We start from the raw sequence: 21338 nt of genomic DNA, 5'->3' as shown, positions 1-21338 counted from the left end.
GTATTCTCTAACCGCTCCTAATAAATCTTGCGTGACTTTTTGAGATGCCGGGAAATTTCACCCGTACTCAAAAGCTCGGCGATTGCCTTTTCCGGTAGCCGTTCACCCTGCCGGTCCTTTCCATTCTGATAGGAGTATTCCCGCAAGACACCTGAATTCAGAAAAGCTATAAAATTACAAACCTGCCCTTCCTCTAATAACAGGTCCTTCTTCTTTAGTTTTTTGAACTGCACGATCTTCGTAAAAGCCTCCCATTCTTCCACATCAGGCTGAACTATCGTTCTTATAAATGCCTCTATTTTTATCAGGGATTGAGGATCGGTCATGTGATTATTAAGTTTACTTACTCCATTCGGTTTGACAACAACGTGCCTTTTAGTTTTGGCCGTCGAAGTTTCTACCTAATTTAGATATAAAAAACTTAATTAATACAACCATGAAACGGGTCAGATGGCCATTAAACCACCCAACCCGCCAACGAATATACCTGCTTGCTTATTTTTCAGGCTACATGCAAAGAATTCAAAAGCGTTTTCACTATGCCGGTTATACGCTTTTCTATTTCGGTACTTTTGGAACGTATTCTTTAACGCTCGTTTTTATCGTTCCCAGATAGCTAATGGAACTTTCTACCTGATCCCCGGGCTTGAGATAGCGCGGATTTGTCATTTCTTTTTTCAGGTATTGCTGCAAAATATAGGGGTGCATTTTCGCGCTGAAAAATCCACCCGTGAATACGTATTTGGTAACCGTACCAAAAATGAAGCCTTTCGTTGGCGCATTAAACACAACTCCTGCCAGCGTTCCGGTGATGACAATGCTGTTTGCCGGGATGCAATTGCCTTCGAATAAGTTAATCATTTTATCCTGATAAAAACTTTTCTTTTGGCCCCTTACCGATAGCGATCGTTCAATGACCTTATCGATATGCCAAACCATGTCTTTCGCACGCCCGTTTTGGCGTAATTCTCCATTGACTGAAAGTTTCAGGTGTAATTCTTTGACAACCGTAATTCATTGATGTTTATCAATATCGAAGGTTCTGCAGTAAATCGCAAGAATGGAACCCGTAACGCGTTTATCTCCATAAATACCGCACTTATGTACTTTATCTTTTAACTCTATAATAGTTTTTGTTGCTTTGGTATGTAAATAACAGACAATCAAAATTGAAAAAAAGCACCACCCTATCGCTTTACTGGAAATGCCAGCTCATTGGCTGGTCTGTTGCCGCACTTTACTGGGGGTATGCGGGTTATAGCCCGCGAGGATTCAACTGGGCGCTGGGCGTGCTACAGTTTAGCACCGATGTATGTCTTTACATATTCGTCACGCATCTTTACCGCAATTTCGCGCTAAGCAGGGGCTGGCAAAACCTGGGCTTAAATAAATTGCTGCCCAGGCTGGTACCGGCCATTTTGGTATTAGGCACTGTTTACCTTTTGGTAACGGTGGTAAAAATTTACTATATCAGGTTATGGCTGCAGCCCAATCTTTCAAAACCTTTTGGGGAGTTTTTTGATTTTTACCGGGACGGCATTTTAGTGGCCGGTATCAGGCTGATGTCTATCTGGCTGCTGGCTTATCACCTGTACCATTATGCGCAGCGCGAGATCAGCATTGCTCAAGAAAATGCCCGGCTGGCACTTATTACACGCGATGCGCAGCTGAACAATTTATCAGCGCAGCTTAACCCCCATTTCCTGTTCAATTCGCTTAATAATATCAAAGCTTTAATTAGTGATGACCCCAAGTCGGCACGCCGGGCGGTGGATCTGCTGTCGGAATTATTGCGAAACTCGCTTTACCACGGCGATAAGCAACTGATTACGGTAAAAGAAGAACTCGGCCTGGCCGGCGATTACCTGGAGCTGGAAAAGCTCCGTTTTGAAGAGCGTTTACAATATCATATCGAAGTTGACGATACTTTACTGAACATTGCCCTCCCCCGCCTGAGTATTCAAACCCTCACCGAAAATGCCGTTAAACATGGTATCGGCAAGCAAAAAAACGGCGGATTGATCCGTATAGTTATTCTGAAAGCTAATGGTTATCTAAACATCAGTGTGAGTAATCCGGGTACACTTACGCCAGCCAGAGAACTCCAGGGACTGGGGTTGAAAAACCTGAATGAACGCCTGCAACTTCATTATCAAAACGAAGCCGCTTTTGATATGAATGAGACAGGAGGAACGGTATCGGCGACCATTAAAATACCGGCAGCATGAAAAAGATAAGGGCAATGATCATTGATGACGAGCGCGCCGCACGCAACGAGGTAAAGCGCCTGCTTGCTCATTACCCCGATTTTGAACTGGCAGGTGAGGCATCGAATGCGGATGACGCCATGGAGATGATTGCATCGCTGAAACCGGATGTACTGTTTTTAGATATCCAAATGCCTGAAAGATCGGGTTTTGAGCTGCTCGAATCGGTAGACCGGGTACCTCTCGTGATATTTACCACCGCCTACGATCAGTATGCCATTAAGGCCTTCGAGGTGAGCGCGCTTGATTATCTACTGAAACCCATCCGCGAAGAACGTTTTGAAAAAGCGATAGCACAAACAAGGGAGAGACTGGGTAAAACGGATACCGGCGGGCAAATATTTGTGAAGGACAGGCAGCAGTACCATTTTATTCAATGGAATTCCGTACACCTTATTGAATCGATGGATAATTATGCCCGGATATTTTACGGCGATAAAAACGTATTCCTGAAAAGCTCGCTCAACCAATTAGCGGGCCGGCTGAATGGCGAGCTCTTCTTCAGGATAAACCGTGCACAGATCGTCAACCGGCAATTCATCAGGGAAATTGGGGCCAACACCGGCAACCGTTTAAAAATAACACTTCATACAGGCACCAAACTGGAGGTTTCCGAACGGCAATCGGTAAAATTCAAGCTTTGGGCCGCAGGTAAATAAACATAACAAATACACATTAACGCCATTAAAATGATGAGAAAAATATTCTCCCTCCTACTGCTATGCCTTGCTTTTTATAATATGGTACCAGCACAAAACCGACCGCATAAGGGGCAATATATCTGCGATAGTATACTCCTTAAAACCCGCGACGGCGCATTTGTTACCATAATGACGGCCCGCAAAAAAGGCGTAACAGTGAAGTTGCCCACTATTCTCCAGTTCACCATATACGCCCGCCGCAGCGATACCCTAAAGATACAGGAGGCTGCCGGTAAAGGTTACGTTGGTGTAATGGCCTACACCCGGGGTAAGTGGAACAGCCCCGGCGAAGTATTGGCTTACGAAACAGATGGCCGCGATGCCTACGACGTGATAGACTGGATAAGCAAACAACCCTGGAGCGATGGCAGAGTGGGTATGTACGGCGGCAGTTACAACGGCTTTACCCAATGGGCAGCAACCAAAAAACTGCACCCGGCGCTTAAAACCATTGTGCCATCGGCCGCGGTGGCGCCCGGGCTGGATGTACCTATGACCAACAACGTGCAAATGAGCTTTGTGTTCCCCTGGACGTATTATACCGGCAACAATAAATTCCTCGACCAAAAAGATTACGGTAGCCCGCAATGGGGCGACCTATACTGGAAATGGTACAACGAGGGCTATGCTTACCGCTCGCTCGACAGTTTAACCGGCCGGGGCGCTAACGCCATGTTTCAGCGTTGGGTAGCGCACCCCACCTACGATAAATACTGGCAGGATATGATCCCCTATAAAAAGGAGTTCGCCAATATCAATATTCCGGTTCTCACGACCACAGGCTACTACGATGGCGGTCAGATAGGCGGAATGTACTATTACCGCGAACTGATGAAGCATAACCCCAAAGCAGATCAGTACGTGCTGATAGGCCCTTACGGCCACTTTGGATCACAGGGGTACCCCGATTCGGTTTATAACGGCTATCGAATTGACAGTGTTGCACGGATCAATATCCATGAGGTTATCTACCAATGGTTTGACTATGTGTTTAAAAACAGGCCGAAACCGGCGATACTGCAAAACAGGTTTAACTTTGAGGTGATGGGGGACAATGAGTGGCGGCACGTACCTTCGCTAAAACAAATGAGTACCGATACCCTGAAATTCTATCTCGATAGTCCCCACCTTTCCCCGCTTAAGCCACTAAGAAAGGCTGCGCCGTCACAAAAGATAGACTTTGCCAACCGTGATGGTTTGAGCAGTTATTATTACGAAAACCAAATCATTTACGATAGTCTGAATACCAGCGGAATGGTTTTCACCAGCGCACCATTAACCAATCCATTAACCATCAGCGGGGCTTTCTCAGGTCTGCTGAAAACCATCATCAATAAAAAAGATATGGATTACCATGTATTACTGTTTGAGCAGATGCCCGATGGGAAATATTTTTTCCTGTCGTATTTTATGGGCAGGGCCAGCTATGCAACGAGTACCGAGAAACGCAGCCTGCTTACGCCCGGGCAAATGGAAAGCATCCCTTTCAGCAATACCTATATCACCAGCAGGCGCTTAGGCAAAGGCAGTAAAATTGTAATAGTGCTTAACATTAACAAAAGCCCTTTTGAGCAGATCAATTACGGCACCGGTAAAAATGTGAGCGATGAAAGCATAAAAGACGCCAAAACGCCTTTAGCAATAAAGTGGTTTAATGATAGCTATATTAATATACCGGTGCTGCGATAACAATAAGTTAAAGTATTATATCACCTGTCTGTCCAGTTGTTCCATTTCTACGGCAATAATGATGCTCAATGAAAATTCCGCCCTTTATGAAACGCCCCCTCGGCCGATATTGCCGGTGAAGTGGAACGCCCGTCATAATTGAGCGGTTTGGTTGTTTCATCGCCCCGCGCCAGTGTCTGCGGCATATCAACCGGCGTTTCCGTCAAACTCCGCAGCAAGGTCGTCAGGTTAAAGCAGCGATAGACCACCAAATGCGTTACCCCATTGGCAATTTGCAATTTTCCCGCCACCATCAGCAACCGCGACTGCACGATTTCCTTGCGGTATTTATCAAAGAGCGATTGCCAGACCACCAGGTTAGCCGAACCCGTTTCATCCTCTAATGTCATGAACAATACGCCTTTGGCCGTTCCAGGCCGTTGCCGCACCGTGATCAAACCCGCAATACAGACCATATCGCCATCTTTTTTATACAACAAATCGCTCACCCGCACATTGCGCAACCGTGTCAATTGCGGACGGACCAAGTCAATAGGATGGTCTTTCAGCGAAAGCCCCGTCGAAATATAATCCTGCACCACATGCTCGCCGCGCGTCATTGCCGGCAATTCCACCGGCAACTCTAAAACCGTTTCCGATAATTGCCCGTCAAAAAGCCCGACTGGCCTATCCGCCAAAGCCGAAACCTCCCACAAAGCCATTCGCCGGTCGGTACCCAAAGAACGGAACGCATCCGCGTCCGCCAGTTTTTCCAGCGCCGCTTCCGGCACCCCCGCCGCCCTTAGTTGGTCAATATGCCGGTAACCGTCCTCCCGCATAGCTACTAACTGCACCATATCGTCCTCCCTTAAGCCTTTGACCTGGCGGAAACCTAAACGCACGGTATAAAACTTCCCGCCTTTTTGTTCCAGCGTATTGTCCCATTCCGAATAGTTTACATCCACGGGTAAGACCTGTACCCCGTGTTCGCGTGCATCCCGCACAATCTGCGCCGGCTGGTAAAAACCCATCGGCTGGCTGTTCAGCAGCGCCGCGCAAAACACATCCGGGTAATGACATTTCAGCCAGGAAGAAATATAAACCAATAAGGCAAACGAAGCCGCGTGGCTCTCCGGGAAACCATAACCCTCGAAACCCTGCAACTGCTTGAACACCCGCCTGGAGAAATCTTCTTCATAACCACGGGCCACCATCCCCTCCACCATTTTCTTTTCGTAGAGGTGCAGCTTACCGTTCGCCTTGAACGAGGCCATACTGCGCCGTAACTGGTCGGCTTCCGCCGGGGTAAAACCTGCCGCCACAATCGCGATCTCCATCGCCTGCTCCTGAAAAAGCGGAACCCCTAATGTCCGGCCCAATATCTCTTCCAGTTCTTTAGACGGGTAAACCACCGGTTCCTCGCCATTACGACGCCGTAGGTACGGGTGCACCATATCGCCTTGGATAGGCCCAGGCCGTACAATCGCCACTTCGATCACCAGGTCATAAAAACAGCGGGGCTTTAAACGCGGCAGCATGGACATTTGCGCCCGGCTCTCGATCTGGAACACCCCGATGGTGTCGGCTTTACAGATCATATCATAAACCAGCGGATCATCCTGCGGCACATTGGCTAAAGTCAGCTGGATACCGTAATGCGCTAACACCAGATCAAAAGCCTTACGGATCATGGTCAGCATCCCCAAACCCAGCACATCGATTTTCAGGATGCCCAAATCTTCCAGGTCATCCTTGTTCCATTCCACCTGCGTGCGGTTTTCCATCCGCGCATTCAGCACCGGGCAGAAGTCGGATAGTTTACCTTCCGTGATCACGAACCCGCCTGTGTGCTGGCCCAACTGCCGCGGGAAACCCATCAGTTCGCAGGTTAGCTGCAACACCTTCAGGATCAGCGGGTCTTTAGGGTTCAACCCCTGGTCGCGCAATCGTTTCTCATCAAAACCTTCTTCCCAAAAATCCCAAATGGTCGCGCCGATCCGTTTGATCGTATCTTCCGAAAGCCCCATCGCTTTACCTACGTCCCGGATCGCGCCCTTATGCCGTTCCTGCGTCACCGTCGCTACAATTCCCGCCCGGTCGCGCCCGTAATCCTCATAAATAAACTGGATGATCTCCTCCCGCCGCTCATGCTCGTAATCCACGTCGATGTCCGGCCATTCGTCCCGCGCCTCCGACATAAAACGCGAAAACAATAACCTGGATTTGGCCGGGTTCACCGCCGTAATGCCCAAACAAAAACAAACCGTGGAGTTCGCTGCCGAACCGCGCCCCTGGTGCAGGATACCCAAGTCCTCCGCCTTTTGCGTTTTTTTATACACCCGCAAAAAATACCAGGCCAGGTTGCGCCGTTCGATGAAAGCCAGCTCAAATTCGATCTGCTGACGGTGCTTTTCCGGTACCGGGTCGCCCAGACAGGCTTTCGCCCGTTCCCAGGTCAGTTTCACCAAACGCTGCTGCCGCGTCAGACCGTCGACCAATTGCTCTTCCGGTTCCAGGTATTTGAGTTCATCTAAGGAAAAACGGCAGGCATCTGCAATAACAGTCGCATTAGCTAAGGCACCAGGATACCCACGGAACAGCCGTGCTACTTCATCCAATGGCTTTAAAAACCGCTCCGCATTGGGGTGCAGGTGAAAGCCTGCCGTATGGATCGTACACTTTTCCCTTATACAAGTCAATACATCCTGCAATTCCCGCCGCTCTGCGATATGGTAATGCACATCCCCGGTAGCTACCAACGGCACACCCGTTTCCGCCAACCGGAACAGCCGCTTGGCATCCTGCCCCTGATAGTTAAAAGAGGCCGCCAAATAAAGCGAACGCCCGAAAGCCCGCCGGTATTCCGACAAATCACCCAAAAAACCGGCATCCAGTTCAAAGCGACTGTTCAACTTATCCGGCGGCACCGCAACAAATAAAATCCCTTCGCTATGCGCGTAAACATCCGCCTTGTACAATTCGCATTTGCCCTTTTCCGTCCGCAAATTGCCCAAAGTTAGTAGCGCTGATAAACGGCCATAAGCAGCAATATCCGTTGGATAGGCCAGCAAACTTGCCCCATCAACCAAGTCCAGCCGGCAGGCAGTTATAAAACGGATACCCGCAGCCTTAGCTGCCATATGCGCCCGCACGATCCCCGCCAGGGAGTTCCTGTCCGTAATAGCGATAGCCGAATAACCCAAAGCCGCCGCCTGCTCCGCCAGTTCATGCGGGTGCGAGCCCCCGCGGAGAAAGCTGAAATTAGAGGTCACCTGTAATTCGCTATATTTCATCTATAACAAGATAAATAATTACTAACAAATTTAGCAAATCTAAACATATTTACAATTTTAACCCATTGATGATATTAAGTTTGTCGGTTGGAGCACAGGCGGGCGCACAAAACGGCCTTTACGATATTGTAAAGGTCGTTTTTCTATTTTGGCCATTTTTTCAATCTGCGTTTAGAGCGTATAAAGGCACTTTTTGGTTCGAGCACAATTGGCTTAACTGCGAGTGCTCAAAACCCAATTGATAAGCAATTTCCGCTACTGAAAGCGAACAGGTCGATAAATATCTTTGGGCTTTCCCAATCAACTTTTCGTGATTATGCTGCCTATTTAGTTTTAACATTAAAGACTTGATTTTTTTTTACGCAAGTTAACTCCATAGTTGACTGGCCCCTTTAAAATGTGTTAACTGGTACCTGAGACTTAAATATGCCAGAGTTAACTTTGGTTTTAAACTCAAAATCAAATGAAGCATATCGCGGGAGCAGGCCAGTTTTTATTACGATTAGCTATCGCAGTTAGCTTTTTAATGGCTGTAATGGACAGATTAGGTTTATTGGGCCCACCCGATTCCGGCGTAGCATGGGGTGACTGGAAGCATTTCGTTGATTATACCCATACGCTTATTCCTTTTGCAAATCGGCCAATAGCCAATGTGATGGGCATTGTGGCCACAATTACTGAATTTGTATTTGGGATACTCCTTATCGTAGGCTACAGAATCAAAGAAGCTGCATTAGGTACAGGTATCCTTACCCTAAGCTTCGGTCTTTGCATGGCCATATTTGTGAGCATAAGTGCTCCGATCAGTTATCCTGTTTTTGTTTTTACAGGGGGAGCGCTAGTGCTTTCTGGCCTCGATCATCATGAGTGGAGTATTGATAACTATATCAAAAAAAGATCTTTATAACTCAATTATATTTATAAAAATTAGAACTAATTATGGAATGCAGGAAGGCGATCACTAAAGCTGATATTGAATTTTGTAAAGAAGCGATCCTCGAATTTCGACCAAATCTCGATCCGGAAACAGTAGTTGATCAGGTTTTTCAGATGATCAACCAGGAAGGATTTGAATTGGTTTTCTTACCGAATGCGGATAATACGAAAGCCGGTGCATTTATAGGTTACCGAAAGTTAAACATGCTTCGTACGGGGCCTATGATCTATGTTGATGACCTGTTTACATTTCCTGAATGCAGAAATCAGGGCTTTGCCGGTACTTTGTTAGATTATGTTACCCACCATGCTACGGATGAAGGAATACAAAGCATTCATTTGGATAGCGGTTACACGCTGCACCCGGCGCACAGATTATATCTGAATAAGGGTTACTATTTGGCGTGTAACCATTTTGCCAAAGCCATTAACTAATTTAAACCGATATCAATACCCATAAGTATTGATATCGGTTTAGAAACTTTGAGCTCATATTTATTAAGCTACGATCCTGCCAATTGCAGCCATTTTGGCTACAGCTGCACATACAATTCTACCCAAATGAAAAAAGGACGCATGGAAGCTTTCAGCGATGGGGTTATCGCTATTATTATTACAATCATGGTACTGGAGTTGAAAGTACCCGAACACAGTCATGACCTGAGCGCGCTCATCCCGCTTGCTCCGTTTTTCCTGAGCTACCTATTGAGTTTTGTCTACGTGGGTATTTATTGGAACAATCATCATCACATGCACTATCTGGTCAGTTCCATTAACGGTAGCGCATTATGGGCGAACCTGTTTTTGCTTTTCTGGCTGTCGCTCATTCCTTTCGGTACGGAATGGATGGCTGCTAATCATTTTGAGCGGGTGCCGATAGCAGTATATGGGTTTTTACTCCTGATGTCCGGGATAGCTTATCGTATACTTGCAGGCATTTTAGCAAGCCATAGTGAATCAAACTCCGAATTGGCGCAGGCTCTTAGGGACGACTGGAAAGGAAAGCTTTCTACCCTAATTTACGTTATTGCGATAATAATTGCATGGTGGTTGCCCTTAGTGACATGTATATTATATGCCATCGTCGCCTGTATCTGGTTTATACCGGACAGGCGTATCGAGAAGCAAGTTATCCAATGATACGGTACGAGGTGTGGAACCCGTACCGTATCATTTGGCGAAGAACCTTATTCAACTACGATCTTGCCATCCGTAGCCATTTCGGTTATTTGATGGTAAACATCTTTTTTTGATTGCTCATACACCTCCGGATCAAAGGCGCTTCCATTTAACGCTATCTCCTGAATATCCGTGAGCCCCATGATCTTAAAAACTGTTTTAAGATATTCAGTCTGAAAATTCATGTGCGCGTAATATTCGCCTTTTTCATAACCCGCGTTTCCCCTGCTAAACAGGAGGTAAACTTTTTTATCCTTCAATAAACCCCTGTAGGGGTTTTGCGGATCATCGGGCCGCATTTTTACGGTTTCGTTAGCCCTGATCACCTGGTCTAAATAGGCTTTTAATACGCTCGGGACAGACCAGTTGTACATCGGCGTTCCTAATACGATCACGTCCGCTGCTTTGAGTTCAGCAATGTATTTGTCGCTCATTTTCAATACATCAATCTCATCTTCAGTTCTCAGCGCTGCAGGTTTAAACGCTGCTGAAATCCATAACTCAGATACATGTGGTATAGGTTCCTGGCCAACCTCGCGATGGTAGATCGTATCATCAGGATAGGTTTCTATCCATTTGTCAACAAACAATCTGGTGAGATTTCTGGTTACTGAGCGTTCACCCCTCGGGCTTGCATTAATAATCAATAAGTTCTTCATTTTTTTTCGTTTAATTCAAACAAGGGCGATCTTTGCTTCGCAATAGGTATATAGCATGAATTTTTATCATATCCTGCCGATTGTAATATATTTGTGCAACACAAATTTAAACACGACTGTTCATCGCTTCGGGTACCAGCTTTTTCTAATCAGAGTGACCAGCGTAATTTGATGTTCGGTGATAAAAATTACTTTGATTATTTATGCTTCCCTTTAAAACTTTATTAAAGATTGACAAAAGCAGTCCTGAGGCAGTGTTCAAGCAAATTGCTTCGCAGCTTGTCCTGTTAATTCAAAAAGGGATACTCATGCCCGATATGCAGTTACCCAGTACACGCCTGCTGGCGGCAGATCTGGATTTGCACCGGAAAACCATCATGGCTGCTTATAATACGCTTATTGCAGAAGATTGGCTCATCAGTAAAGAAAGGAAAGAGTATAAGGTATCTGCGCTGTTACCGATTATCAAACCCCGGACTTATGCGGGTAAGGCTAAGTCAAGTTATAAGGCTAAGCCGGCAATTGTCTTTGATCAACTGGTACATGTGCCATCTTTTCCCGAATTAGCTATTGATGCTAAGGTTATTGTAGATGATGGTTTCCCTGACGTCAATATATTCCCCGTTGAGCGGATTTCGGGAGAATACAAGCGGCTCCTTACCCACCAAACCTTAAAAAAATCAAACGCAAGCTGGAATATCGACGGCAGCCCGGCCATTAAAGAGGCGCTGTCATCATTTCTGAATGATACCCGTGGACTGAATATCGAGCCGGAAAACCTGATGATTACCCATGGTGCTCAAATGGCCATTTACCTGGCGGCCTCACTGCTCATCAAACCGGGCGATAAAGTTTTGGTGACCGACCCGAACTATTTTTTAGCGGATGCCGTTTTCAGGCAGCTTGGCGCAGAACTGGTAACTGTTCCTGTCGATGATGAAGGCGCAGATGTTGATGCCATAGCAGATGTTTTGGAAAACAACAACATCAAACTGCTGTACATTATTCCGCATCACCATCACCCGACAACGGTTACGATGAGCTCCGCCCGCCGGGCCAAACTCTTGGAGCTTATAAGACTTCATCGGGTAACTGTAATCGAAGATGATTATGATTACGATTTTCAATACCAGTACAGCCCGTACTTGCCGCTGGCCAGCGGAGCGCATGACGGCCATGTGATCTATATAGGTTCGCTTACCAAGATACTCGGTGCCAATTTCAGGCTGGGCTACATGATAGCAACAGCGGAATTTTTGCACAGCGCGATTAAATTAAAAATGTTAATTGATATGAGGGGTGATGGTTTGATGGAGGGTACCATAGCATCGCTGATGCAAAGCGGTGAGTTTTCAAGGTTTATCATGAAGGCGAACAAGTTGTATGGCTACCGCTGTAACTATGCTTCAAACCTCATCAGCAGTGAGCTCAGCCATCTGGTAGAATTTACAAAGCCGCAAGGCGGTATGGCATTATGGTTAAAGTTTAAGGAGGACGATCGGCTTGCCGGTATCATCCATAAAGCAAGCACTTCAGGGTTGCGTATTATCGGGCTGCCTTATTTGAAAAGTAAATATCTGACAAATGATGCTTTCCGGTTTGGGTTTGCTTCGTTAAATGAACAGGAATTGGAATTTGCTGTCGATATACTTAAAAAGATCACATTTGCAAAATGACCTTATGCGAACTATTGTAGCGTATTTGGTAATTGGTACTGATCATTTTGCAATAGACGAAGATAGCGCCTGATTCCATGTACCAATAGCGCCGGCCATTTCAGTTTCGTTTAGAGAGCAAAAACCTATGCGTATGAAATCATTTGACATAGCAATATCAGGCTGAAAAAAATAATTACTGCCGTCGCTGATATTTAGTCCCAGCTTTCCTGCATTCAGGGCAACTGTTTTGGCACTTATACCTTTTTTGTAGGCTGCCCAGATAGCTAACCCGCCGTTGGGCCGGTCAAACGTTAAATAATCCCCCAATTGCTCCCGAAGCAAGCGGCAAGTGTTTTCTAACCGCTCCTGATAGATCTTGCGCGACTTTTTAAGATGCCGGGAAATTTCACCCGTGCTCAAAAGTTCAGCGATTGCCTCTTCCAGTAACCGTTCGCCTTGCCGGTCTATTAATTTACGGATCGCGGCGGCTTCGTTGATGACTACTTCCGGGGCGACCATAAACCCGATCCGGATACCGGGCGCAATACTTTTACAAAAGGAACCCGCATAAATAACATGTCTACCCGTATCCATACTTGCTAAGGGAAAAAGCGGATCGCTTGTAAAGTGATAATCAAAATCATAATCGTCTTCAAGCAATGCAAATCCGTATTTGGAGGCCAGGTTCATCAGCCGCATGCGCCGCTCTGCGCTCAGGGTAACCGTAGTGGGCCGGTGGTGATGCGGGATAATATAGATCATTCTGGGTGCCTTCTTTTTACATAATTGCTCGATCCTGTCCACGTCCATGCCTTCCTTATCAACCGGAATGAATACCAGGTTGGCTCCTGCCATTTTAAAGGTCTGATTCGCATCCCTATAGCCGGGTTCCGGTACAAATACCGTGTCTCCGGGGCGGATAAGCAACTGCGCGGTCAGATAGATCGCCATCTGCGTCCCCTTAGTTATGAGTATCTCGTTTTCAGTGACCTGCAGCCCCCGAGTCCGGTTTAAAAATTTAGCGAGTTCGACCCGGAGACGATAAGAACCCTGCTCAGGGCCATACATTAAAAACCGATCTGTTAAGTGGCCCTTCCCAAATCTTCTGAACTCCCGCATTATCTGCTGAATAGGTGCTATCCTGGGATCAGGAAAACCGTCATCGATCCGGTAAAGTGGTACCGGCGTTCCCGGAGCATCGTTATCCATATTGGGATTTGTCAGGTGAGGTTTATCTGAACCTGCTTTAGTGATCAATGGATAACCCGGCTGCCGGTTTAGGTTCAATTTTCGGCTGTTTTTTTTGATGGTAGGATCTGAACTATGAGGCAGCTGGCCGGAAACATAAACGCCACTTCTGTCCCTGGTTTCCACCCAGCCCTGCGCATTCAACTCGTCGTAGGTCGCCACCACTGTTTTACGACTAAGTTTCAGGCTTTGTGCCAGTTCTCTCGAAGATGGGAGTAGCTGCCCAGGTTTCAAAGTTCCGCGACAGATCAACTGAATAATTTCCGATTCCAGCTGCTGGTACAAAGGACGATGGTTTCCTCCCTTTTTTAATGAAATGTCAAGAAATTTCTGAATCATAACTGGTTCCCTAAACTTTTCAAATCTGGTCCACTAAGGTATCCAAATAGCATCATAATTTTATCCTGTTATTTAAAAAATCATTGTTCAACTTTAATATTAAAATTATGACCAACGCTGTCATTGACACGATCCTTGGCCGTAGCGCCGCCAAGTACTACGACCCAGCCGCTACGCTGAGCGACGACGAAATCAGTGAACTGGTGCGAATTGGCACCAGCGCACCCACATCTTTCCACTTACAGAACTGGCGCTTCATAGCCGTACGTTCGCATGAAGCGAAGGCTAAACTTAGTCCGATCGCCTGGCACCAGCCTGCGATCACCGAGGCATCTGTTACTTTCATTGTTGTCGGCCAGTTAGCCGATTCCAGTGTTATACCCGAGCGTCTGGCTCCTTTGGTAGCTGCTGGCGTCATGCCGGCAGCTATGGTGCCGGATTGGGAAATCCCTGCGCGCGATCTGTACATGGAGTACCCGCAGCGTCAGCGCGACGAGGCTGTACGCACCGCCAGCTTCGGTGCCGCAGCAATAATGTATGCCGCCCGCTCGCTGGACCTGGGTTCGACGCCGATGATCGGTTTTGATGCCGAAGATGTGGCCCGTGAGTTCGGCCTGGCTGAAAACGAAATACCGGTCTTGCTTTTATCCATAGGCAAGGAACGCCCTGGGAACTGGAAGCAGAAGCCCCGTCGTCCGGTTACTGAAATACTGGATTTGGTATAATTATTAAAATAAAACTAAAAGACCCTACAATGCCTAGAATTGAAGCGCTTAAGCCGGAGCATGTGCCGGCTGATTCAAAACCGACCCTTGATGCCTTCACCAGGAACATCGGGTTCACGCCAAATATGATGGCGACCTTCGCCGCGAGCCCAATCGCGTTCAACGCATGGGCTGCCCTGTTCAGCGTCATGACCAAAGCGCTCGATGTGAAGACACGCGATAGCATCGGCCTAGCTGTATCTGAAGTCAATGGTTGCAACTACTGCCTGACTGTTCATAGCTATACAGCTAAGCATATGGCCAAATTGGAGGCCGATGAGGTCATTCTGGCCCGTATGGGCCACGCAACCGACCCGAAGCGTGATGCAGCCGTTCAGTTTGCGAAAAAAGTGATCGAGACCCGCGGCAAAGTTAGCGATGCAGATTTTACTGCAGTACGGGATGCCGGCTACACAGATGCAAACATCATGGAGATCGTTGGCCTGGTGGCCATGTACTCCCTCACCAATTTTATCAATAACGTGTCTGATCCTGAAAAGGATTTTCCGCCGGTATTGCCTGCCGGCTCGATCTCACTATAGCAAAGTAATCTCCGGGAATGCCTGGATGGTTTATGATACGGATTAACGCTAAAAATTAGAAAAATAGAAAAACTAATGTCCAGCAACATTACTTCCTTAAGTAAGTGTTTGCTGATCAACAAAAAAGGAGATGTATTATGAAAGCAATTATTGTAACAGACCAGGATGCGGGATTAGCCGGGATGAAACTGGTGGAGTTGCCCGAGCCGCCGGCGGCTATAAACGATGTCATTGTTCAGGTTTATGCGGCCAGTATTACCGGGGACGAGCTGTCGTGGCCGTCGACATGGACCGATCGCGCTGACCATGACCGGACGCCGTCGGTCCCCGGCCACGAACTGGCCGGAGTGGTAACATCACTTGGCTATGGTACGACAGGATTGTCGGTGGGACAACGGGTGTTTGGCCTTCAGGATTGGTATCGCAACGGCTCGCTTGCAGAGTACGTGGCCATTGAGGCGCGCAACCTTGCACCATTACCGGACGATGTCGATTTCAATGATGGCTCTGCCCTCGTGATGCCGGGCTTAACCGCATGGCAGGCACTTTTCGATCACGGCCAGCTGCAGTCAGGGCAAAGCGTCCTCGTACATGGGGCGGCTGGTATCGTCGGTTCGATGGCCGTTCAACTCGCGCGCCAGGCCGGCGCGTATGTAATCGGCACCGGGCGCGCTGCTCACCGTGAAGTTGCGCTCGATTTCGGTGCAAATGAGTTCGTTGACCTCGATACTGATACCTTAGAAAATATTGGACAGGTCGATCTGGTCTTTGATGTCCTCGGCGGCGACATCGCGAAGCGTTCCCTGGGTGTAATCCGCGCCGGAGGAAGGTTCGTGACCATTACCGGCTGGAATGAGGAACAAGCCGAGGGCATTCAGCAAATTGACTTTGTCGTAGAAGCCAATCGCGCTCAACTGAATGAGATCGTGCAACGGTTCCGGGACGGACATTTGAAAACGAACACCGGCAACATCGTATCGCTTGACGATGCGGTCGCTGCCTATAACTCGCCCGATCGGGTCAAGGGTAAGACGATTGTACGCGTTCGCCCGTAAGCTTGATCTCCATTTATATTTATCATACAAACATAAATTTCTATGACAGAAAAAGACGATTTCGATCTTCACGTGTTTCGTATCAGCGCTGATATAAATCAGAAATCAGGATTGTCCCCTGGTGTAAAATCCAACACACTCTTTAGCATTAGCTTTACCGTTGGTAAAGCTAATGCTATATTAAGTTTTTCAAATACAGTTCAAAAATCCACAATCACTAAAAATGTTTCGGGTTATGAAATCTGTTTTGCAAAAGGGCTTCTTAACAAAGAAACCAGTATGTTATCTGAGCAATTGGAACTGTTCAAACCTGGACTTCCGGTGATGTTTCTTATTAGCCGGCATCAGGAATGGCGCGTAAAAGAAATTTTTGAATGTATGCTGGATGAAAGTAACAAAACAGACTTATACAGGAATGAAATGATGCGAACGCTTATTCATTTACTTATGCTTTTCTCCCAGCGCCTGGTAACTACCGGTACCAATTTCTTATAATGGCTATTAACTCATCGGGAATTAGATAAAATGATATATGCGCACCTACCTTAAAATGGACAAAATACTTTCAGAAATTAGAAACTGTATGGTTTGCAAAGGTTTTTTGCCTAATGTTCCAAGACCGATTATTCAAGCGAACAATGTCTCAAAAATTGTAATAATAGGTCAGGCTCCAGGGCAGAAAGTTCAGGATAGTGGCATTCCGTGGGATGATGCCAGCGGTAACAATTTAAGAGCATGGTTAGGGGTCGACAAACAAACATTTTATAATGAAAAGATTTTTGCACTGATCCCGATTGGCTTTTGTTTTCCGGGCAGTGGAAAATCAGGCGACTTGCCCCCAAGACCAGAATGTGCGCCCTTATGGCATCAACACGTTCTAAATGCGATGACAGAGATAAAATTGACCTTATTGATCGGACAATATGCCCAGAACTACTATTTGAAAAACACTGCTAAAATTACCCTAACAGAAACAGTAAAAAACTACAAGGAATACCTGCCAAATTATATTCCATTGCCGCACCCATCTCCACGGAATAACATTTGGCAAAAGAAAAACAAGTGGTTTAAGGATAGTTTAATACAAGTGTTACAGGAAAAAGTAATATCACTTCTGGATGACAACGAATTAAGCAATACCTCACTGAAATTATAATTACCTCAATACCGTCGCCAATTTCCTCAAATCATCCATAAAGTGGTTCGAGAAGCACACAGGTGGGTGTACAAAACGGCCTTTAAGACATTTTAAAGGCCGTTTTGTATTTTTTGCACTCTGCATTTAAAACGATTACCCTTATTAGTTTCTACCGAATACCCTTAAGCAAAATACCCGTGTAAATACCAGCGCGCGTCCCCACCGTCATAATGCCCCGAACGGAACACCCAATAGCGCTGCCCCTCGCTGTCCTCCACCACATAATAATCCCGGTGCTCGCCGCTGTCCTGCCACCATTCCCGCCCGATGCGTTCCGGCCCGTCGGCTTTGATAATACGATGTCGTTTATCCTTATAAGTAAATGTTTTCGGGGGATTATCCGGCACCAGCGCCATGACTTCGATGGGTTCAGGCTCGGTTAACAAACGCATCGGGCGTAATTGCTCCGGCCAGGCCGTCGCCGGTTCTTCCGTCAGCGATGCCGCCACTTTGACTGAACGTTCGGGCCAGTAATGCTCCGCCGGCAGATAGCGCCGGATAGCTTCCGCACCAACCCTGCCTGCCACGCGGTCGAGCAACTCCGCCAGCGCCGTATCCGCCAGCCCGCGGTCAACCACCCACAGCTGCTCCTGCACCGTTTCCATGTCCTCTACTTTCAGCGCTTCCAGTATGAACAATTCAATGCCCAAAGCCGGTTCGATCTTCGCGACCTGCAAATCAAACAGTTTTAGCAAATGTGAAACACTATGCGAACCACGGTTGGTCGTAATGCCAGCCTGCACCGTGCGCCCGTCCACCCGCACACATTTCAGCACCGCTTTACGCAGCCCTTTGCCCTCAGCCTGTAGCCGCAGACACAAATCCGTTAATAATTTTTCAATAGCGATCCCGATCCCCACCGCCGTTTTGATCGGCTCCAGGCAGGGCAGCCGCTCCACATAAGGTACCGGCGGCACGATAGGCACCAACACCTCCTCCGCCCGCCCCAGTGCCTGGTCGATCCGTAATAACAGTGCCGAACCAAACCGCCGCCGCAAAGTAGGCGAAGGCATCGTGAGCATGGGCCCGATGGTGCGGAAGCCCAGCTTTTGCAGCAGTTCCAGCACCCCAACGTCCAGCCGCAAAGCCGCCGGCGGTAATCCGGCCAGTACCGGCGTTTGCCCGCCAATAGGAACGATAGGCGATACCCGCGCAAAACGCGACACCGCCCAGGCCGCACCCGGCGTATCGGCTATCGCCGCCCGCGCATCAAAGCCCGCCGCCCTTAATTTCAAAACGATTTCTTTTAAATAGCCCCGTTCGCCGCCCCAGAGATGGGCGCAGCCTGATATATCTAACAGCAAGCCGTCCGGCAGGTCGACTGCCACAATGGGGCTGTAACGGATACAGCCCAAACCCAACAGCCGCAGTAATTGCGCCGCTTTACCCGGCGTAGCATCGATCACCACCAGTTCCGGCACCGCCGCCCGTGCATCGGCCACCGCCATACCCGTAAAAGCGCCCTGCTGTTCCGCTAAAGCGCTGGCTGCCGTAATCACAACCCGGTTCTTGACCGGCGCGGCCAGTACAAAAGGCAGCGCCCGCAGCTCCTGCCGGCGGAACGCCAGCTCGTCCGTCAGCAAATGCCGGAACCAGATCGCCATAAAACGCTTTTGCATCGCTCACCCTACCTGCCTTTCTTCCAATATCAAAACCTGTTCGACCGGCACAAAACGCCCGTCCTGCCATTCCAGCACCCATTGACCCGGCTGCCCGTTACGTACTTTTAACAATTCCACCTGCCAGCGCAGGAAACCCAAACCCGGCAAGTCCCCTAAATCCGCGCTCGGTAAGGATTTCACCCGCCAGCGCGCCGCGCAGGCCGTTGAACTCAATTTACCGGAAGCGTTCCGCAGCACAAAACCCGTTACCCGGCTTTGCTCCACCGCTAAAGCAAGTCGCTGGGATTGCTTGAAATTGAGTTCCCGCACCTCGCAAACAACCGCTTTCAGCCCGGTACATTTCAACGCCTCTTCCATCACCCAAAGCGCGTCCTTGTCTTTCGCCAAACTGATAAAGATCACCTGATGCGGCGCCACCCCGAAAGCCGCCAGCGCCGGCGCGAACAAACGCCGCGCCCGCCCGATCCAGACACAGATACCACCCTGCTGCAACAGCGCCGACAGGATACCTGTCACCCAACCGCCGCCGGCCGCCGCCTGTTCACTGGAACCGCAAACCAGTTCGTGTACCGCCGCCACCGGGAACACTCCATTGGGAAAAGCCGCTTCCAACGGGCCCAGACCGATCATTGAGCGCGCACCCGTAACCGGCGGCTTATAGCCTTCCCATTGCAACAAGTTTTTGCGCAGCTCGCTGATGATATGGGCTTTACTTTCCGGCATCTTTAAATCATGGACTACAAAACTAATACTAAAAATATTAGCATTTTGTTTATATTTGAAAATTATTTTTAAAGTGATCAAATATGACCGCCAACAGCTATTTAACCCGCGAGGCCAAAGCCTTTGTCAGGCGCAAAAATGGACCGGATGAAGTGATCAGGATCATACCCGACCGCTTCCACTCCAAAGCAGCGCAATGCTACCGGCTGTGTACCGCCTTTGACGAAGACCCGGACGAACTCGGCTGTATCCTGTTCGATGCCCGGGGTTACTGGATCTATGACGGTGACTTATTATCTATCGGAGAACAGGAACAGCTTGCGGATTTTATTATCAATTATGTAGAAAGGTTATGAAAAAAACGATTAACTACCGGCTGACCATGCCGGAAAAGCAATTGCTAAAAGCCAAAAAGATCAGCCAAAAGCTGTTACCCGATTACGCGCCGGACGAGATCGCTGCCCTCATAGAAGCCGGCCCCGAACGCCCCAGGGAATTGAACGCCCTCGCCGCATTTCAAAGTATACCCTCGCTCGGTATCAACTTTGCCAAAGAGCTCATCAGCCAGGGTAATTATCATTTCGATCAACTCCAGGGAAAAACCGCGGCAGCACTTTTTGACGCTTTTGAACAGCATTGTGGCACCTGGGCCGATTCTTGCGTAGAGGATTCCTACCGCCTGCTCGTCCATTATATCGAAAACCGCGACGACAGTAAGCGCTGGTGGCATTTCACCGCCGAACGTAAAGCTTACCGCGAACAACATGGCTTCCCCGCGAACCGGCCCCAAAAGCCCTGGTACAGCGATAAAAAATATCCGAAAATGAAGGCCTATCAACGGGATTAAAACATGGAACAGCTAAGTTTTTTTGCAGAAGCAGGACAGAGCAAGGGATTGCCCAATACACTATTGGAATACTATCCAGGCTTTATTGATGAGGAAACCGGCAACGATCTGTTGCAGAAATTCATCACAGCAACACCCTGGAAACAATCCACCCAAAAAATGTGGGATAAGGAATATTTGACACCCCGGCTTACTTCCTGGCATGGGGATCCTGGTACAGCCTATTCCGTATCGGGTAAAATCTCCAACCCCAATCCCTGGACACCGGAATTGTTAATGCTCAAAGAAAAAGTCGAACAACTAGCCCACATTAAATTCAACAGTGTGCTGCTCAATTATTACCGCGACGGCAATGATTCCGTTGCCTGGCACAGCGACCGTGAAAGCGTGTTAGGCAAAAACCCCATCATCGCCTCCGTCAGCTTCGGGCAGGTACGCAGTTTTGATATCCGTAATAAACAAAACCATAGCGAACATTATGCTGTCAAACTCGAACACGGCTCCTTTCTGCTGATGAAGCCCGGCCTGCAGGAACACTGGGAGCACCGGATCGCCAAATCAATCAAACCGATGAAAGCCAGGGTTAACCTCACTTTCCGCTTAGTCCTTTAATATTTTACCAACAATATTGATTTTAAA

At 48.0% G+C, this 21338-nt stretch carries 22 protein-coding genes; 15 read left to right on the top strand and 7 right to left on the bottom strand.

Features of this window, described 5'->3' with window-relative positions; translation table 11 throughout:
- Positions 1–17 precede the first annotated feature (17 nt).
- Both AC1DRQ_RS00825 and AC1DRQ_RS00820 read right to left on the bottom strand, forming a co-directional pair.
- On the bottom strand, positions 18–326 hold the full coding sequence (locus AC1DRQ_RS00825) for a hypothetical protein (protein ID WP_477421698.1): 309 nt from the start codon (positions 324–326) through the stop codon (positions 18–20).
- A 232-nt stretch (positions 327–558) separates the two neighbouring features.
- Positions 559–990, bottom strand: a complete 432-nt coding sequence (locus AC1DRQ_RS00820; RefSeq protein ID WP_477421877.1) for a fumarylacetoacetate hydrolase family protein — start codon at positions 988–990, stop codon at positions 559–561.
- 179 nt (positions 991–1169) lie between these two features.
- On the opposite strand from AC1DRQ_RS00820, the gene AC1DRQ_RS00815 reads away from it, so the two are divergent.
- From AC1DRQ_RS00815 to AC1DRQ_RS00805, 3 genes are read left to right on the top strand one after another with little or no spacing between them, the layout of a single operon-like run.
- On the top strand, positions 1170–2228 hold the full coding sequence (locus AC1DRQ_RS00815; protein WP_477421696.1) for a sensor histidine kinase: 1059 nt from the start codon (positions 1170–1172) through the stop codon (positions 2226–2228).
- A complete protein-coding gene (locus AC1DRQ_RS00810) occupies positions 2225–2926 on the top strand; it encodes a LytR/AlgR family response regulator transcription factor (RefSeq protein WP_477421694.1) in 702 nt (233 codons plus the stop codon). Before AC1DRQ_RS00815 ends, AC1DRQ_RS00810 begins: the two co-directional genes overlap by 4 nt.
- Positions 2927–2956: 30 nt before the next feature.
- Entirely contained in the window at positions 2957–4657 is a 1701-nt protein-coding gene (locus AC1DRQ_RS00805; RefSeq protein ID WP_477421692.1) for a CocE/NonD family hydrolase, read from the top strand.
- A 65-nt stretch (positions 4658–4722) separates the two neighbouring features.
- Here the strand turns inward: AC1DRQ_RS00805 and AC1DRQ_RS00800 are convergent, their stop codons facing one another.
- A complete protein-coding gene (locus tag AC1DRQ_RS00800) occupies positions 4723–7929 on the bottom strand; it encodes an error-prone DNA polymerase (protein WP_477421690.1) in 3207 nt (1068 codons plus the stop codon).
- Between the two features lie 463 nt (positions 7930–8392).
- Here AC1DRQ_RS00800 and AC1DRQ_RS00795 point away from each other — a divergent pair, with 463 nt between their 5' ends.
- The 3 genes from AC1DRQ_RS00795 to AC1DRQ_RS00785 all read left to right on the top strand — a co-directional run bounded on the left by AC1DRQ_RS00795 (position 8393) and on the right by AC1DRQ_RS00785 (position 10005).
- Entirely contained in the window at positions 8393–8836 is a 444-nt protein-coding gene (locus tag AC1DRQ_RS00795) for a DoxX family membrane protein (protein ID WP_477421689.1), read from the top strand.
- 32 nt (positions 8837–8868) lie between these two features.
- The gene (locus tag AC1DRQ_RS00790) at positions 8869–9300 is read left to right on the top strand and encodes a GNAT family N-acetyltransferase (protein ID WP_477421687.1); all 432 of its coding nucleotides are present in this window, start codon (positions 8869–8871) and stop codon (positions 9298–9300) included.
- A 126-nt stretch (positions 9301–9426) separates the two neighbouring features.
- The gene (locus AC1DRQ_RS00785; protein WP_477421685.1) at positions 9427–10005 is read left to right on the top strand and encodes a TMEM175 family protein; all 579 of its coding nucleotides are present in this window, start codon (positions 9427–9429) and stop codon (positions 10003–10005) included.
- Between the two features lie 47 nt (positions 10006–10052).
- On the opposite strand, the gene AC1DRQ_RS00780 is transcribed toward AC1DRQ_RS00785, so the two are convergent.
- On the bottom strand, positions 10053–10703 hold the full coding sequence (locus AC1DRQ_RS00780; protein ID WP_477421683.1) for an FMN-dependent NADH-azoreductase: 651 nt from the start codon (positions 10701–10703) through the stop codon (positions 10053–10055).
- A 203-nt stretch (positions 10704–10906) separates the two neighbouring features.
- Here AC1DRQ_RS00780 and AC1DRQ_RS00775 point away from each other — a divergent pair, with 203 nt between their 5' ends.
- Entirely contained in the window at positions 10907–12379 is a 1473-nt protein-coding gene (locus AC1DRQ_RS00775) for an aminotransferase-like domain-containing protein (RefSeq protein WP_477421681.1), read from the top strand.
- Positions 12380–12421: 42 nt separating this feature from the next.
- Here AC1DRQ_RS00775 and pdxR read toward each other — a convergent pair whose 3' ends face one another.
- The gene (gene pdxR / locus AC1DRQ_RS00770; protein WP_477421680.1) at positions 12422–13948 is read right to left on the bottom strand and encodes a MocR-like pyridoxine biosynthesis transcription factor PdxR; all 1527 of its coding nucleotides are present in this window, start codon (positions 13946–13948) and stop codon (positions 12422–12424) included.
- 107 nt (positions 13949–14055) lie between these two features.
- Here pdxR and AC1DRQ_RS00765 point away from each other — a divergent pair, with 107 nt between their 5' ends.
- The 5 genes from AC1DRQ_RS00765 (at position 14056) to AC1DRQ_RS00745 (ending at position 17465) form a co-directional block, all read left to right on the top strand.
- The gene (locus AC1DRQ_RS00765; RefSeq protein ID WP_477421678.1) at positions 14056–14673 is read left to right on the top strand and encodes a nitroreductase family protein; all 618 of its coding nucleotides are present in this window, start codon (positions 14056–14058) and stop codon (positions 14671–14673) included.
- A 29-nt stretch (positions 14674–14702) separates the two neighbouring features.
- Positions 14703–15254 carry a carboxymuconolactone decarboxylase family protein gene (locus tag AC1DRQ_RS00760; RefSeq protein ID WP_477421676.1) on the top strand — a complete coding sequence of 184 codons (552 nt, stop codon included), beginning with the start codon at positions 14703–14705 and terminating at the stop codon, positions 15252–15254.
- 137 nt (positions 15255–15391) lie between these two features.
- Positions 15392–16309 carry an NADP-dependent oxidoreductase gene (locus tag AC1DRQ_RS00755; RefSeq protein ID WP_477421675.1) on the top strand — a complete coding sequence of 306 codons (918 nt, stop codon included), beginning with the start codon at positions 15392–15394 and terminating at the stop codon, positions 16307–16309.
- A gap of 42 nt (positions 16310–16351) precedes the next feature.
- The gene (locus AC1DRQ_RS00750; protein WP_477421673.1) at positions 16352–16804 is read left to right on the top strand and encodes a hypothetical protein; all 453 of its coding nucleotides are present in this window, start codon (positions 16352–16354) and stop codon (positions 16802–16804) included.
- 37 nt (positions 16805–16841) lie between these two features.
- The gene (locus AC1DRQ_RS00745) at positions 16842–17465 is read left to right on the top strand and encodes a uracil-DNA glycosylase family protein (protein WP_477421671.1); all 624 of its coding nucleotides are present in this window, start codon (positions 16842–16844) and stop codon (positions 17463–17465) included.
- 164 nt (positions 17466–17629) lie between these two features.
- On the opposite strand, the gene AC1DRQ_RS00740 is transcribed toward AC1DRQ_RS00745, so the two are convergent.
- Positions 17630–19126, bottom strand: a complete 1497-nt coding sequence (locus AC1DRQ_RS00740) for a Y-family DNA polymerase (RefSeq protein WP_477421669.1) — start codon at positions 19124–19126, stop codon at positions 17630–17632.
- A 3-nt stretch (positions 19127–19129) separates the two neighbouring features.
- The gene (locus AC1DRQ_RS00735) at positions 19130–19933 is read right to left on the bottom strand and encodes an ImuA family protein (RefSeq protein ID WP_477421667.1); all 804 of its coding nucleotides are present in this window, start codon (positions 19931–19933) and stop codon (positions 19130–19132) included.
- Between the two features lie 2 nt (positions 19934–19935).
- Between AC1DRQ_RS00735 and AC1DRQ_RS00730 the strand changes: the two genes are divergently transcribed.
- The 3 genes from AC1DRQ_RS00730 to AC1DRQ_RS00720 are packed head-to-tail and all read left to right on the top strand — an operon-like array spanning position 19936 to position 21311.
- The gene (locus AC1DRQ_RS00730) at positions 19936–20208 is read left to right on the top strand and encodes a hypothetical protein (protein ID WP_429401511.1); all 273 of its coding nucleotides are present in this window, start codon (positions 19936–19938) and stop codon (positions 20206–20208) included.
- Complete coding sequence (locus AC1DRQ_RS00725; RefSeq protein WP_477421665.1) at positions 20205–20699, top strand: helix-hairpin-helix domain-containing protein; 495 nt, start codon at positions 20205–20207, stop codon at positions 20697–20699. The genes AC1DRQ_RS00730 and AC1DRQ_RS00725 overlap by 4 nt, the downstream gene beginning before the upstream one ends.
- Before the next feature lie 3 nt (positions 20700–20702).
- Positions 20703–21311, top strand: coding sequence for an alpha-ketoglutarate-dependent dioxygenase AlkB family protein (locus AC1DRQ_RS00720; protein ID WP_477421663.1), 609 nt, complete (start codon positions 20703–20705; stop codon positions 21309–21311).
- Positions 21312–21338: the final 27 nt, after the last annotated feature.

Source organism: Mucilaginibacter sp. P4_E8 (genome assembly GCF_056401495.1).
Note: the sequence above shows the minus strand (reverse complement) of the source record. Positions and strands in the feature narration are given on the sequence as shown.

Excerpts from the sequence above, each read along its gene's own strand:
- AC1DRQ_RS00765 (WP_477421678.1), top strand. The coding sequence starts at position 14,056 with ATGACCAACGCTGTCATTGACACGATCCTTGGCCGTAGCGCCGCCAAG.
- AC1DRQ_RS00805 (WP_477421692.1), top strand. The coding sequence starts at position 2,957 with ATGATGAGAAAAATATTCTCCCTCCTACTGCTATGCCTTGCTTTTTAT.
- AC1DRQ_RS00790 (WP_477421687.1), top strand. The coding sequence starts at position 8,869 with ATGGAATGCAGGAAGGCGATCACTAAAGCTGATATTGAATTTTGTAAA.
- AC1DRQ_RS00825 (WP_477421698.1), bottom strand. The coding sequence starts at position 326 with ATGACCGATCCTCAATCCCTGATAAAAATAGAGGCATTTATAAGAACG.
- AC1DRQ_RS00785 (WP_477421685.1), top strand. The coding sequence starts at position 9,427 with ATGAAAAAAGGACGCATGGAAGCTTTCAGCGATGGGGTTATCGCTATT.
- AC1DRQ_RS00720 (WP_477421663.1), top strand. The coding sequence starts at position 20,703 with ATGGAACAGCTAAGTTTTTTTGCAGAAGCAGGACAGAGCAAGGGATTG.
- AC1DRQ_RS00760 (WP_477421676.1), top strand. The coding sequence starts at position 14,703 with ATGCCTAGAATTGAAGCGCTTAAGCCGGAGCATGTGCCGGCTGATTCA.
- AC1DRQ_RS00810 (WP_477421694.1), top strand. The coding sequence starts at position 2,225 with ATGAAAAAGATAAGGGCAATGATCATTGATGACGAGCGCGCCGCACGC.
- AC1DRQ_RS00775 (WP_477421681.1), top strand. The coding sequence starts at position 10,907 with ATGCTTCCCTTTAAAACTTTATTAAAGATTGACAAAAGCAGTCCTGAG.
- pdxR (WP_477421680.1), bottom strand. The coding sequence starts at position 13,948 with ATGATTCAGAAATTTCTTGACATTTCATTAAAAAAGGGAGGAAACCAT.
- AC1DRQ_RS00740 (WP_477421669.1), bottom strand. The coding sequence starts at position 19,126 with ATGCAAAAGCGTTTTATGGCGATCTGGTTCCGGCATTTGCTGACGGAC.
- AC1DRQ_RS00745 (WP_477421671.1), top strand. The coding sequence starts at position 16,842 with ATGCGCACCTACCTTAAAATGGACAAAATACTTTCAGAAATTAGAAAC.
- AC1DRQ_RS00780 (WP_477421683.1), bottom strand. The coding sequence starts at position 10,703 with ATGAAGAACTTATTGATTATTAATGCAAGCCCGAGGGGTGAACGCTCA.
- AC1DRQ_RS00750 (WP_477421673.1), top strand. The coding sequence starts at position 16,352 with ATGACAGAAAAAGACGATTTCGATCTTCACGTGTTTCGTATCAGCGCT.
- AC1DRQ_RS00725 (WP_477421665.1), top strand. The coding sequence starts at position 20,205 with ATGAAAAAAACGATTAACTACCGGCTGACCATGCCGGAAAAGCAATTG.
- AC1DRQ_RS00755 (WP_477421675.1), top strand. The coding sequence starts at position 15,392 with ATGAAAGCAATTATTGTAACAGACCAGGATGCGGGATTAGCCGGGATG.
- AC1DRQ_RS00730 (WP_429401511.1), top strand. The coding sequence starts at position 19,936 with ATGACCGCCAACAGCTATTTAACCCGCGAGGCCAAAGCCTTTGTCAGG.
- AC1DRQ_RS00795 (WP_477421689.1), top strand. The coding sequence starts at position 8,393 with ATGAAGCATATCGCGGGAGCAGGCCAGTTTTTATTACGATTAGCTATC.
- AC1DRQ_RS00800 (WP_477421690.1), bottom strand. The coding sequence starts at position 7,929 with ATGAAATATAGCGAATTACAGGTGACCTCTAATTTCAGCTTTCTCCGC.